The 14,504-nt window shown below is 60.0% G+C and carries 8 protein-coding genes; 6 read left to right on the forward strand and 2 right to left on the reverse strand.

Features of this window, described 5'->3' with window-relative positions; genetic code table 11:
- Nucleotides 1-131 precede the first annotated feature (131 nt).
- Nucleotides 132-4,247: a DNA-directed RNA polymerase subunit beta gene (rpoB, locus tag FHS64_RS14015; protein ID WP_167179405.1), complete on the forward strand. Its 4,116-nt coding sequence runs from the start codon at nucleotides 132-134 to the stop codon at nucleotides 4,245-4,247.
- 102 nt (nucleotides 4,248-4,349) lie between these two features.
- The gene (gene rpoC, locus FHS64_RS14020) at nucleotides 4,350-8,540 is read left to right on the forward strand and encodes a DNA-directed RNA polymerase subunit beta' (RefSeq protein WP_167179407.1); all 4,191 of its coding nucleotides are present in this window, start codon (nucleotides 4,350-4,352) and stop codon (nucleotides 8,538-8,540) included.
- A gap of 74 nt (nucleotides 8,541-8,614) precedes the next feature.
- Here rpoC and FHS64_RS14025 read toward each other — a convergent pair whose 3' ends face one another.
- Nucleotides 8,615-9,385, reverse strand: a complete 771-nt coding sequence (locus FHS64_RS14025; protein WP_167179408.1) for a hypothetical protein — start codon at nucleotides 9,383-9,385, stop codon at nucleotides 8,615-8,617.
- Nucleotides 9,386-9,449: 64 nt separating this feature from the next.
- The gene (locus FHS64_RS14030; protein ID WP_167179410.1) at nucleotides 9,450-10,700 is read right to left on the reverse strand and encodes a hypothetical protein; all 1,251 of its coding nucleotides are present in this window, start codon (nucleotides 10,698-10,700) and stop codon (nucleotides 9,450-9,452) included.
- 473 nt (nucleotides 10,701-11,173) lie between these two features.
- Here FHS64_RS14030 and rpsL point away from each other — a divergent pair, with 473 nt between their 5' ends.
- The 4 genes from rpsL to FHS64_RS14050 form a co-directional block, all read left to right on the forward strand.
- On the forward strand, nucleotides 11,174-11,548 hold the full coding sequence (gene rpsL, locus FHS64_RS14035; RefSeq protein ID WP_003165508.1) for a 30S ribosomal protein S12: 375 nt from the start codon (nucleotides 11,174-11,176) through the stop codon (nucleotides 11,546-11,548).
- A 45-nt stretch (nucleotides 11,549-11,593) separates the two neighbouring features.
- Nucleotides 11,594-12,067 (forward strand): 30S ribosomal protein S7, encoded by a 474-nt coding sequence (rpsG, locus tag FHS64_RS14040; protein WP_167179412.1) that lies wholly within the window; start codon nucleotides 11,594-11,596, stop codon nucleotides 12,065-12,067.
- 153 nt (nucleotides 12,068-12,220) lie between these two features.
- Nucleotides 12,221-14,299, forward strand: a complete 2,079-nt coding sequence (gene fusA, locus FHS64_RS14045) for an elongation factor G (protein WP_167179414.1) — start codon at nucleotides 12,221-12,223, stop codon at nucleotides 14,297-14,299.
- Nucleotides 14,300-14,409: 110 nt separating this feature from the next.
- Nucleotides 14,410-14,504: GTP-binding protein (locus tag FHS64_RS14050; protein ID WP_132095103.1), on the forward strand; the 95-nt coding region annotated here is incomplete at its 3' end.

Genomic DNA, 14,504 nt, shown 5'->3' on the forward strand with positions numbered 1-14,504 from the left:
CCTGTTCCGCCCGCCGGTTCGAGGGTGGATGCCAAGAAGACGTTTAACGGTCACGGACCGCCTTCAGGCGTGCCGTGGCTGCTGCATTGAGAGCTGGGTCCTAAAGCAGGGCCCGCGATTGGGAAAACAGAATGGCCAAGTCCACCGACGGTCTCGCCTTGGGCAAGATCGCAGCCGCGACCTCCTTCACCGGTAAGAAGCGCATTCGCTACAGCTTCGGGCGTATCCCGGAAGCCGTGCAGATGCCGAACCTGATCGAGGTTCAGCGCGCTTCCTACGAACAATTCCTGCAACGCGAGAGCCGTCCGGGTCTGCGTCGCGATGAAGGCATCGAAGCTGTCTTCAAATCGGTCTTCCCGATCAAGGACTTCAACGAGCGCGCTGTCCTCGAATACGTCTCGTACGAATTCGAAGACCCGAAATACGACGTTGAAGAATGCATCCAGCGCGACATGACCTATGCCGCGCCGCTGAAGGTCAAGCTGCGCCTGATCGTCTTTGAAACCGAAGAAGAGACAGGTGCTCGCTCGGTCAAGGACATCAAGGAGCAGGACGTCTATATGGGCGATATCCCGCTCATGACGGACAAGGGCACCTTCATCGTCAACGGCACCGAGCGCGTGATCGTCTCGCAGATGCACCGTTCGCCGGGCGTCTTCTTCGACCACGACAAGGGCAAGACCCACTCGTCGGGCAAGCTGCTGTTCGCCGCCCGCGTGATCCCTTACCGCGGTTCGTGGCTGGACTTCGAGTTCGATGCCAAGGACGTTGTCTACGTCCGTATCGACCGTCGCCGCAAACTGCCGGCCACCACCTTCCTGTACTCGCTGGGTATGGACGGTGAGGAAATCCTCAAGACCTTCTACGAAACCGTGCCTTACGAGAAGCGCGGCGATAACTGGGTCACCCCGTACAAGCCGGAACGCTGGCGCGGTGTGAAGCCGGAATTCGACCTGATCGACGCCGACACCGGCGAAGTGGTCGCTCCGGCTGGCCAGAAGATCTCGGCCCGTGCCGCCAAGAAGCTGCAAGACGGTGGTCTGCAGTCGCTGTCGCTGGCTGCCGACGCTCTGCTGACCAAGTATCTGGCGAGCGATGCCGTCAACTACGAAACCGGCGAAATCTATGCCGAAGCCGGTGACGAGCTGGACGTCGACTCCATTGCTCTGCTGGAATCGCATGGTTTCAACACCATCGACGTGCTGGACATCGACCACGTCACGGTCGGTGCCTACATGCGCAACACCCTGCGTGTGGACAAGAACACCGGTCGTGAAGACGCCCTGTTCGACATCTATCGCGTCATGCGTCCGGGCGAGCCGCCCACGCCGGAAGCTGCCGAAGCCATGTTTGGCTCGCTGTTCTTCGATCCCGAGCGTTACGACCTGTCGGCCGTTGGTCGCGTGAAGATGAACATGCGTCTGGAAACCCCCGAGGTTTCGGACGAAATCCGCGTCCTGCGCAAGGACGACGTCCTGAAGGTTCTGCAGATCCTCGTGGGTCTGAAGGACGGTCGCGGCGAAATCGACGATATCGACAACCTCGGTAACCGTCGTGTGCGTTCGGTGGGCGAGCTGCTGGAAAACCAGTACCGCGTCGGCCTGCTGCGTATGGAACGCGCCATCAAGGAGCGTATGTCCTCGGTCGATATCGACACGGTCATGCCGCACGACCTTATCAACGCCAAACCGGCCGCTGCGGCTGTTCGTGAATTCTTCGGCTCGTCGCAGCTGTCGCAGTTCATGGACCAAACCAACCCGCTGTCGGAAATCACCCACAAGCGTCGCCTTTCGGCGCTTGGCCCAGGTGGTCTGACCCGCGAACGTGCAGGCTTTGAAGTCCGCGACGTTCACCCGACCCACTATGGCCGTATCTGCCCGATTGAAACGCCGGAAGGCCCGAACATCGGTCTGATCAACTCGCTGGCCACCCACGCACGCGTCAACAAGTACGGCTTCATTGAATCGCCGTACCGTCGCGTGAAGGACGGCATGGCCCAGGAAGAGGTGGTTTACATCTCGGCCATGGAAGAGTCGCGCTACACCATCGCCCAGTCGAACATCGAACTGAAGGACGGCGAGATTGTAGAGGACATCGTTCCGGGTCGTGTGAACGGTGAATCGCAACTGCTGACCAAGGAGTCGGTGGACATGATGGACGTGTCGCCGAAACAGGTTGTTTCGGTTGCTGCGGCCCTGATCCCGTTCCTTGAAAACGATGACGCCAACCGCGCACTGATGGGCGCGAACATGCAACGTCAGGCCGTGCCGCTGGTTCAAACCGACGCCCCGCTGGTGGGTACCGGTATGGAATCGGTCGTGGCGCGTGACTCCGGCGCTGTTGTGGTCGCCCGCCGTGACGGTGTGGTTGAACAGATTGACGGTACCCGTATCGTTCTGCGCGCCACGTCGGAAATCGACGCCGGCCGTTCGGGCGTGGATATCTATCGTCTGTCCAAGTTCCAGCGTTCGAACCAGTCGACCTGCATCAACCAGCGCCCGATCGTGCGTGTGGGCGATGAAGTGAAGGCCGGTGACGTTATCGCCGACGGTCCTTCGACCGATCTGGGCGATCTGGCTCTGGGCCGTAACGTCCTCGTCGCCTACATGCCGTGGAACGGCTACAACTTCGAAGACTCCATCCTGATCTCCGAGCGCATCGTGCGCGATGACATCTTCACCTCGATCCACCTCGAGGAGTTTGAAGTCATGGCCCGCGACACCAAGCTTGGCCCAGAAGAAATCACCCGCGACATCCCGAACGTCGGTGAGGAAGCCCTGCGCAACCTCGACGAAGCCGGTATCGTGGCCATCGGTGCCGAAGTGCAACCGGGTGACATTCTGGTCGGCAAGGTGACGCCGAAGGGCGAAAGCCCGATGACGCCGGAAGAAAAACTGCTGCGCGCCATCTTTGGTGAAAAGGCTTCGGACGTACGCGACACCTCGCTGCGCCTGCCGCCGGGCGTTGCCGGTACCATCGTTGACGTGCGCGTATTCAACCGCCACGGCGTCGACAAGGACGAACGCGCTCAAGCCATTGAACGCGCTGAAATCGAACGCCTCGGCAAGGACCGTGACGACGAGCTCAAGATCCTCGAGCGCAACGTCTATGGCCGTCTGAAGCCGCTGCTGCTGGGCAAGACCGCTGTGTCGGGTCCGAAGGGCATTGGCCGTGGCGAAGTCACCAACGACGTTCTGGGCGAAGTGTCCAAGGGCCTGTGGTGGCAGATCGCTCTGGACGACGAGAAGGCCATGGCCGAACTCGAAGCCATGAAGAAGCAGTTCGAAGACGCGCGTAAGGCTCTGGACCGTCGTTTCGAAGACAAGGTCGAGAAGCTGCAACGCGGCGACGAACTGCCGCCGGGCGTAATGAAGATGGTCAAGGTCTTTGTTGCCGTGAAGCGCAAGCTTCAACCGGGCGACAAGATGGCCGGCCGTCACGGCAACAAGGGCGTTATCTCCAAGATCCTGCCGATCGAGGACATGCCGCACCTTGAAGACGGTACGCACGTCGACATCGTTCTGAACCCGCTGGGCGTGCCTTCGCGCATGAACATCGGCCAGATCTTCGAAACCCACCTCGGTTGGGCAGCTGCTGGCCTCGGCAAGCAGATCAAGATCCTGCTCGAAGAGTGGATGGATGGCGGCCAGCGCGAAGAGCTGGTGAAGCGTCTGACGGAAATCTACGGCGAGGACACCCCGCTGCCGGAATCCGATGAAGACCTGATCGAGCTGGCGCAAAACCTGTCCAAGGGCGTTCCGTTTGCAACGCCGGTCTTCGACGGTGCCCGCATCTCGGACATCGAAGACCGTCTGGAAGCAGCCGGTCTGGACCGTTCGGGCCAGTCGATCCTGTACGACGGTCAAACCGGCGAACAGTTCAAGCGTCCGGTCACCGTTGGCTATGTGTACATGCTCAAGCTGCACCACCTGGTCGACGACAAGATCCACGCCCGCTCCATCGGCCCGTACTCGCTCGTCACGCAGCAACCGCTGGGTGGTAAGGCGCAGTTCGGCGGTCAGCGCTTCGGGGAAATGGAGGTCTGGGCTCTGGAAGCTTACGGTGCCGCCTACACCCTGCAGGAAATGCTGACTGTGAAGTCGGATGACGTGGCTGGTCGTACCAAGGTCTATGAGGCCATCGTCCGTGGTGACGACAGCTTCGAGGCCGGCATTCCCGAGAGCTTCAACGTTCTCATCAAGGAAATGCGCTCGCTGGGTCTGAACGTGGAGCTGGAGAACAGCTGATCCTTTGAAGTTTCCCTCCCCGCAGTGGCGGGGAGGGGCTCTCTCTAATCAGCCCCTCTGCTCTGAATGATTTTCGCGGCCCCTGCCGCAGAAGGATAAAAGATGAACCAGGACGTCCTGAACATCTTCAACCCGGTCCCGGTCACTCCGACCTTCGACCAAATCAAAATCGCTCTGGCCTCACCCGAGAAGATCCGTTCGTGGTCGTTCGGTGAGATCAAAAAGCCGGAAACGATCAACTATCGTACGTTCAAGCCGGAACGTGACGGCCTGTTCTGCGCCCGTATCTTTGGCCCGACCAAGGACTACGAATGCCTGTGCGGCAAGTACAAGCGCATGAAGTACAAGGGCATCATCTGCGAGAAGTGCGGTGTTGAAGTTACCCTGGCCCGCGTTCGTCGCGAGCGCATGGGTCACATCGACCTCGCCGCTCCGGTGGCCCACATCTGGTTCCTGAAGTCGCTGCCGTCGCGCATCTCGCTGATGCTGGACATGGCGCTGAAGGACGTTGAACGCGTTCTGTACTTCGAGAACTACATCGTTACCGAGCCGGGCCTGACCCCGCTGAAGCAGAACCAACTGCTGACGGAAGACGAGTTCTACCACTATCAGGAAGAGTTCGGCGATGACGGCTTCACCGCCGAAATCGGTGCCGAGGCTGTCCGCAACCTGCTGATGGCGATCGACCTGAACGCCGAAGCCGAGAAGCACCGCGCCGAACTGGCCGACAGCCCGTCGGAAATGAAGGCGAAGAAGGCTTCGAAGCGTCTGAAGCTGATGGAAGCCTTCCTCGAGTCGGGCAACAAGCCCGAGTGGATGATCCTGACCATCGTGCCGGTCATCCCGCCGGAACTGCGTCCGCTGGTGCCGCTGGATGGCGGTCGTTTTGCGACCTCCGACCTGAACGATCTGTATCGTCGCGTCATCAACCGTAACAACCGCCTGAAGCGCCTGATGGAACTTCGTGCGCCTGACATCATCATCCGTAACGAAAAGCGGATGCTGCAGGAATCGGTTGATGCCCTGTTCGACAACGGCCGTCGTGGCCGCGTCATCACGGGTGCCAACAAGCGTCCGCTGAAGTCGCTCGCCGACATGCTGAAGGGCAAGCAGGGCCGCTTCCGCCAGAACCTTCTGGGCAAGCGCGTCGACTATTCGGGCCGTTCGGTTATCACCGTGGGTCCGGAACTGAAGCTGCACGAGTGCGGTCTGCCCAAGAAGATGGCTCTGGAGCTGTTCAAGCCGTTCATCTATGCGCGTCTGGATGCCAAGGGCCTGTCGGGTACCGTCAAGCAATCCAAGCGTATGGTCGAGCGTGAACAACCGGCCGTTTGGGATATCCTCGACGAGGTTATCCGCGAACACCCGGTCATGCTGAACCGCGCACCGACGCTTCACCGTCTGGGCATCCAGGCGTTCGAGCCGAAACTGATCGAAGGTAAGGCTATCCGCCTGCACCCGCTGGTCTGTACCGCGTTCAACGCCGACTTCGACGGTGACCAGATGGCCGTGCACGTTCCGCTGAGCCTCGAGGCACAGCTGGAAGCGCGCGTCCTGATGATGTCGACGAACAACATCCTGTCGCCTGCCAACGGCAAGCCGATCATCGTGCCTTCGCAGGATATCGTGCTGGGCCTGTACTACCTGTCGCTCGTCAAGGATGGCGAACGCGGTGAAGGCAAGCTGTTCGCCAATATGGGTGAAATCGACGCGGCGCTGGACGCCAATGTTGTGACCCTGCACTCCAAGGTGAAGGCACGCTGGACCGAGATGAATTCGGAAGGCGAGCTGATCACCAAGGTGATCGACACGACGCCGGGCCGTATGAAGCTGGGTGCGCTTCTGCCGCACAACCAGAACATCGGCTACCGTCTGGTCGACAAGAACCTGACCAAGAAGGAAATCGGTAACCTGATCGATCAGGTCTATCGTCACTGCGGCCAGAAGGCGACGGTGATCTTTGCGGACCAGATGATGGGCCTCGGCTTCCGTGAAGCCGCCAAGGCAGGCATCTCGGTCGGTAAGGACGACATCGTCATTCCGGACGCCAAGTACACCCTGGTCAACGAAACCCGCACCCAGGTTGAAGAGTACGAGCAGCAATATGCTGACGGCCTCATCACCAAGGGCGAGAAGTACAACAAGGTCATCGACGCCTGGTCGAAGGCCTCGGACAAGATTTCGGACGCCATGATGGCCGAAATCGCCCGTCCGCGTGTACTGATCAAGGGCCAGAACCCGGACATCAACTCGGTTTACATGATGGCCAACTCGGGTGCGCGTGGTTCGCAAGCCCAGATGAAGCAGCTTGGCGGTATGCGCGGCCTGATGGCCAAGCCTTCCGGCGAGATCATCGAGACCCCGATTACCTCGAACTTTAAAGAAGGCCTGACCGTTCTGGAGTACTTCAACTCCACCCACGGTGCCCGTAAGGGTCTGGCCGATACCGCACTGAAGACCGCCAACTCGGGTTACCTGACCCGTCGTCTGGTGGACGTTGCGCAAGACTCGATCGTCACCGAAGAGAACTGTGGTTCGACCCGTGGCATCACACTGCGCGCCGTGACCGAAGGCGGTGACGTTCTGGTTTCGCTGGGCCAACGTGTGCTGGGTCGCTATGCGGCCGAGAACATCATGGAGCCGGGTACCGACAACGTCCTGTTCCCCGCAGATACCTATCTGCAGGAAGAGGAAGTCGAGACCATCGACGAAATGGGCGTCGCTGCGGTTAAGGTTCGTTCGGGCCTGACCTGTGAAGCCGAAGCCGGTATCTGCGCCCACTGCTATGGTCGCGATCTGGCCCGCGGTACCAATGTGAACATCGGTGAAGCTGTCGGTGTTATCGCGGCACAGTCGATCGGTGAGCCGGGTACCCAGCTGACCATGCGTACCTTCCACATCGGCGGTACCGCACAGGTTTCGGACACTTCGTTCTACGAAGCGACCAATGCCGGTGTGGCCAAGATTGCCGGTCCGACCGTTACCGCGCCGCACGGCGATCTGGTGGCGATGAGCCGCAACGTGGTCATCTCGATCATGGTCGACGGCAAGGAACGCGAAACCCACAAGGTGCCTTACGGTGCACGTCTGCGCGTCAAGGAAGGCGCAGAAGTTGCCAAGGGCGCTCGCGTGGCCGAGTGGGACCCGTATACCAACCCGATCATCACCGAAGTGGGTGGCAGCATCCGCTTTGAGGATCTGGTCGAAGGTCTGTCCGTCAAGGAAGAGACCGACGAGGCGACCGGCATCGCACAGCGCGTTGTTTCGGACTGGCGTGCAAGCCCGCGTGGTGCGGACCTGCGTCCGGCCCTGGGCATCATCGCTGGCGAGAGCTATGCCCGTCTGTCTTCGGGTACGGATGCCCGTTACCTGCTGCCGGTTGGTGCCATTCTGTCGGTGTCGAGCGGTGACGTGGTCAAGCCGGGTGAAGTTATCGCCCGTATCCCGACCGAAGGTGCCAAGACCCGCGACATCACCGGCGGTCTGCCGCGTGTTGCCGAACTGTTCGAAGCCCGCCGTCCGAAGGACTGCGCTGTCATCGCCGAAATGGATGGCCGTGTAGAATTCGGTCGCGACTACAAGAACAAGCGCCGCATCAAGATCACGCCGGAGCCGGATGCCGATGGCAACCAGGCCGAGGCCGTGGAATTCCTGATCCCGAAGGGCAAACATATCTCCGTCCACGACGGCGATCTGATCCAGAAGGGCGACTACATCATCGACGGCAACCCCGATCCGCACGATCTGCTGCGTATTCAGGGCGTCGAGGCTCTGGCCGAATACCTCGTCAACGAGGTTCAGGAAGTCTACCGTCTGCAAGGCGTGCCGATTAACGACAAGCACATCGAGGTGATCGTTCGCCAGATGCTGCAAAAGGTCGAAGTGATCGACTCGGGCGAAACCACCCTGATCCGTGGCGACACGGTCGAAGTGGCAGAAGCCGAGCTGGAAAATGCCAAGGTCGAGAAGCGCGGTGGCCGTCTGGCGATCACGCAACCGGTCCTGCTGGGCATCACCAAGGCGTCGCTGCAAACCCGCAGCTTCATCTCGGCAGCTTCGTTCCAGGAGACCACCCGCGTGCTTACCGAGGCTTCTGTCCACGGCAAGAAGGACACGCTGGAAGGCCTGAAGGAAAACGTCATCGTCGGCCGTCTTATCCCGGCTGGTACGGGCGCTTACCTGCGCAGCCTGCAAAAGGTTGCCAACGAGCGCGACGCGCAGCTTACCCAAGCTCGCGAAGACGCCGTGGAGCCGCTGCCGGCCGATCTGGCTCTGGAACTGGACAAGAACTAATCCGGTTTTCAGGCTTGAGCTGAAAATGAAGGGCGGTGCCATCTGGCACCGCCCTTTGTTTTTGGGTGTTGTGGCTAGTGAGGCGTTCGGCGGATGCGGTGTTCAACCGGCCCGTCGCGCTTGGTCTGGATGGGGGCGACGCTGTCGACCTGATGGGTGGGATCAAGATGGCGACCGGCCACGCCCATCCCGAAATTGCTGCCGACACCTTCAACGACGCCGCCATTGCCGCGTTCGCTGTCGGGAGGCGTGCGGCGACGGCTTTCATAGGCTTGCAGACGCTGACGACCCTCGGCTTCAAAGCGGGCATCGCGGCGGGCATTACCGCTGCCGGGAATACGCTGAAGCCGCTCTAGGGCACGGGCCGTGCGCTCACCTTCACGATCGTCACAGACATCCCGCTCTTGCTGGGTCAGGCGGTCGGGATACTGACAGCCTAGCACCGATGTCCGCAGGCTTTGTCCGACACGACGTGAGGTTTCATCATCGGTGCTTTGCAGCGCGACCTGCCATGCCGATGTATCTTCAGCCGATTGATCTGGACTGACGCCCTGAGCCAGCCTTGGCTGGGGACGGTCGGGGAGGGCATCCCTAGCGGTAGGGCGTTGGTTTCGATCAGTGGACTGAATGGCGATGTCGTCCGGTTGCGGGGCAACGACACGCGGTTTTTCACCGTCAATAAGGGGCCGTGGTTCTATTTCGATATAGAGCGTAGGGGCTTGCGGTCTGGCGGGGGGAAGTACCGACTTGGCCCCGAAAGCAAGCGCGGCAATGGCGGCAAGGTGGAGGGCCACCGATGCGGCACCTCCCAGCCAGTGCTGTTTGCGCTTGCTCTGCCGCCTCATATATTGCCCCGTAAATGCCAGCGTTATTTGCGAGACTTGGCATCCATTGTGGCAAATCTATGGGCTAGTCACGGGGTGGCGTTGCGGGAGCGGTATTTGGGGCGCGCGGACTGTTACTGGCCCCGATCTGGTCCTGAAGTTTGCGTATTTCGCGGTTGGTGCCGGACAGCTCGTCCAAAGCTTCGCCTTGGCCTGATCCGCCCTGAATAGAGCCTTGGCTCACACCGACACCGGATCGTAGGGGCGCACGACGGCGCTCATAGTCATTGAGCTGTTGTTGGCCCTCGGCAGCATTGCGGGCATCGCGCGCCGCATCGCCGGTACCCATGACGCGACGACCCCGTTCAATAGCTTCGCGGATTCGGCGGGCATCGGCACTGTCACAGCTTAAACGCTGAACATCGCTGAGCATTTGTGGCTGGGTGCAGTCCAGCGGGGTTGTGCGCCCGTAATAGATGCGGCCCATCTGGGTGGCGGTATTGCCTGCAACACCACCTGCACCGGACGATCCGCCCGCAGGCGCTCCCCCACCGGACGCGCCACCGCTTTCGGGGCGATAGGTCCATGCATCATCCAGCGCCCCGCCAGCCGCCGCAGCGGCAAGGGCGGCCTCGGCGTCTTCGTCTATACGTGTGCGGCGTGGAATAGGGGCATCCGGTGCGCCTGCCTGATCGCGGCTCTGGTCGGCAGCTTCGTTCTGACTGGTCTGGTTGGCGGCGTTGCTTTGACCGGAGACGACAGAGGGCAGGCTGCGGTTTTGAATCTCGCTGACAGACTCGCTCACAGGCCCGTCGATGGCCTCGATATGGGGGCGGGTAATGCGGGCGGTCACATTGGGCAGGGCGGTCGTGTCCAGATCGCTGATGGCACCGGGGGCGGCATCATCCATGGACTGGGTATCTTGCGCCCTTTGCTGTTGGACTTGGGGCAGGGCGCGTTCTGTGCGCTCCACCTGTGCCTGTTGTAGAGGGTTCAGTCTTTGCTCGACGGGCGGTTCAACAGGACGTTCCAGCGGTGGCTCGGGCGGTGTTTCGGGGACAATGTCCTGAAGCTGCTGTTCAGTCCGCTCCTGTGGCCGCTCCAACGGCTTTGGCTGGGGTGGCGTCAGGGGCTCGGGTCGGGGTTCCGGTGGCCGCATATCCAGCCAGACCTCGAAACTATTGTCTTCGTCAAAGGTCGGGATGAAGACGGTGTTCAGGGCAACCGGAATCAATATCGCCGCGTGCAGGGCCACCGAGGCCAGCAAAAGTGCGCTACGTTGCCGTCCCCGCGACGAGGGAATGGGCCTTGGTATGGCCGATAAGCTGTAACCCATGAACCGCTGCCATTAGGTGGAGGGGGACACGCAAGCCGTATGCAAATCAATCAGACGCAATTCAATCAGGGCAATCAGTTGCTTATCACCCTTGAGAATCGACCGTCCCATGAACACAGGTTTGGCGACAACCGTGAAATGACAAGTTCGGGATGAATAGGCATGCAAACCTTAAGGATTAAGGCATTTAAGGTTCTGTAAAGGATTGCAGCCCCGAACTTGACGGATCGCTGTGCGGCGCGTAGAAGCCACCCACTTTCGAGACGTGGGCGGTTCGCCGTCCGCTGGAAAGTGACAATTGATCGGACGGGCTGTGCCCGCCGGAACGCCCGAAGCGCGCGTTCCGGTTTTTCCGTTTGGAGGTCACCTTTCAGTTCGAAGTCCAAACCCGGGCGGTTTTACCGTCCAAAAGAAGGCAATGAGGCGCTCCGGCCGAAAGGCACACGCTTCCATATCGTAAGAGACGAAACAGAATGCCCACGATCAACCAGCTGATCCGCAAGCCCCGTAAGCCGAAGCCGGTCCGTAACAAGGTTCCGGCTCTGGAGGGTTCGCCCCAGCGTCGCGGTGTTTGCACCCGCGTTTACACCACCACCCCGAAGAAGCCTAACTCGGCTCTTCGTAAGGTTGCCAAGGTTCGCCTGGCCAAGAACGGCGTTGAAGCCGTTTGCTACATCCCGGGTGAAGGCCACAACCTGCAAGAGCACTCGGTTGTGCTTATCCGCGGTGGCCGCGTGAAGGACCTTCCGGGTGTCCGTTACCACATCCTGCGCGGTGTGCTGGATACCCAAGGCGTCAAGGATCGTAAGCAGCGCCGTTCGCACTACGGTGCGAAGCGTCCGAAGTAAGCCACTCGCGTTCCTGCGCACTACAAGATTTAAGAGGATACTCTCATGTCCCGTCGTCACCGCGCCCAGAAGCGTGAAGTTCTGCCGGATCCCAAGTTTGGTGATCTGATCGTTACCAAGTTCATGAACTACGTCATGTACGAAGGTAAGAAGGCTGTTGCCGAAAACATCGTTTACGGTGCTTTCGACATTCTGGCTGAAAAGAAAAAAGACCAGACCGCCGTGGAAACCTTCCACCAGGCTCTGGAAAACGTTGCGCCGACGGTTGAAGTCCGTTCGCGTCGCGTTGGTGGTGCTACCTACCAGGTTCCGGTTGAAGTCCGTCCGGACCGTCGCCGCGCCCTGGCCATCCGTTGGCTGGTAAACGCTGCTCGCAAGCGTGGTGAAAACACCATGACCGAGAAGCTGGCTGCCGAGCTGCTGGACGCCTCGAACAACCGTGGCACCACGGTCAAGAAGCGTGAAGACACCCACAAGATGGCCGAAGCCAACCGCGCATTCAGCCACTACCGCTGGTAAACGTCTTAAAACTGTCCTCGTACTTCGGTACGGGGACGGTTGCACTTTAGGCGATTTGGTGCGGGCATCCATTTTCTGGAACTGCCCGCGCCGTCATTTCTGACACAACGGGGGCGCTCGCGGCGTCCGCGAGCCACCCGGAAGGCAAGACCAATGGCCCGTACACACAAAATCGAAGACTACCGTAACTTCGGTATCATGGCCCACATCGACGCGGGCAAGACTACAACTACCGAACGTATCCTGTTCTACACCGGCAAGAACCACAAAATGGGCGAGACGCACGATGGTGCCTCGACCATGGACTGGATGGACCAGGAACAAGAACGCGGCATCACCATCACGTCGGCCGCGACGACCGCTTTCTGGAAAGAAAAGCGTCTGAACATCATCGACACCCCGGGCCACGTTGACTTCACCATTGAAGTTGAACGCTCGCTGCGCGTGCTCGACGGTGCTGTGACGGTTCTGGACGGTAACGCTGGCGTTGAGCCGCAAACCGAGACCGTTTGGCGTCAAGCCGACAAGTACAACGTTCCGCGTATCGTGTTCGTCAACAAGATGGACAAGATCGGCGCTGACTTCGTCGCTTCGGTTCAGTCGATCCGCGACCGTCTGGGTGCCAAGGCTGTGCCGATCCAACTGCCGATCGGTTCGGAAGTGAACCTGAAGGGTGTTGTCGATCTGGTCGAAATGAAAGCCATGATCTGGTCGACCGACCAGGTTGGTGCTCCGGCTGAATTCGTCGACATTCCGGCTGATATGGCTGATGCTGTGGCTGAAGCCCGTCAGTATCTGGTCGATAACGCCGTCGAAATCGACGACGAAGCCATGGAATCGTACCTCGGTGGCGAAGAGCCGTCGGTTGAAGTGCTGAAGCGCTGCATCCGTAAAGCTGTTCTGACCGGTGCCTTCTACCCGATCCTCGCTGGCTCGGCGTTCAAGAACAAGGGCGTTCAGCCGCTGCTCGACGCTGTTGTCGATTACCTGCCGTCGCCGGTCGACATTCCGCCGACCCCGGGCATCGACTTCAAGACCGAAGAGCCGGTAACCCGCAAGGCTTCGGACGAAGAGCCGCTGTCGGTTCTGGCGTTCAAGATCATGGACGACCCGTTCGTTGGTTCGATCACGTTCTGCCGCCTGTACTCGGGCACGATGGAAACCGGTCAATCGCTGCTGAACTCGTCGCGCGACAAGCGTGAACGTGTTGGTCGTATGCTGCAAATGCACTCGAACAACCGCGAAGACATCAAGATTGCCTATGCTGGTGACATTGTTGCTCTGGCTGGCCTGAAGGAAACCCGTACCGGCGACACCCTGTGTGACCCGCTGAAGTCGCCGGTTATCCTTGAGAAGATGGAATTCCCGGCTCCGGTTATCGAAATCGCAGTCGAGCCGAAGACCAAGGCTGACCAAGAGAAGCTCGGTGTGGCTCTGGCCAAGCTGGCTTCGGAAGACCCGTCCTTCACCGTTTCGACCGACCACGAGTCGGGCCAGACGATCCTGAAGGGCATGGGCGAGCTGCACCTCGACATCAAGATCGACATCCTGAAGCGTACCTACAAGGTCGAAGCGACCATCGGTGCTCCGCAGGTTGCCTATCGTGAATCGATCGGCAAAAAGGTCGAAATCGACTACACCCACAAGAAGCAAACCGGTGGTACGGGCCAGTTCGCCCGCGTCAAGCTGGTCTTCGAACCGGGCGAACCGGGTTCGGACTTCGTGTTCGAGTCGGCCATCGTCGGCGGTGCTGTTCCGAAGGAATACATCCCGGGTGTTGAAAAGGGCCTGAAGTCGGCCAAGGAAAACGGCCTGCTGGCTGGCTTCCCGGTTATCGACGTCAAGGCAACCCTGATCGACGGCGCATTCCACGACGTTGACTCCTCGGTTCTGGCCTTCGAAATCGCTTCGCGTGCCGCCTTCCGTGAACTGAAGGAAAAGGGTGCTCCGAAGCTGCTCGAGCCGATCATGGCTGTAGAGGTCGTGACTCCGGAAGAGTACCTGGGTTCGGTGATCGGTGACCTGAACGGTCGTCGCGGTATGATCCAAGGCCAAGACATGCGCGGTAACGCGGTTGTCGTGAACGCCTTCGTGCCGCTGGCCAACATGTTCGGCTACGTGAACACCCTGCGCGGTATGTCGCAAGGTCGCGCCCAGTTCACCATGCAATACGACCACTACGAGCCGGTGCCGAGCCACGTCGCCGACGAAGTGATCAAAAAGTACGCCTAATCAGCCGTCTTTTGACGACTGACACTTGAAATCGGGGCGGTTTGTAAGCAAATCGCCCCCTATCAATCCCTAAAATTGGACCCCGTTTCGGGGCACCCAGGAGCTAGAAGATGGCCAAGGAAAAGTTCGAACGCACTAAGCCGCACTGCAACATCGGCACCATCGGTCACGTTGACCATGGCAAGACCACGCTGACGGCTGCGAT

It is taken from the genome of Brevundimonas terrae (genome assembly GCF_011761985.1).
GTDB lineage: Bacteria > Pseudomonadota > Alphaproteobacteria > Caulobacterales > Caulobacteraceae > Brevundimonas > Brevundimonas terrae.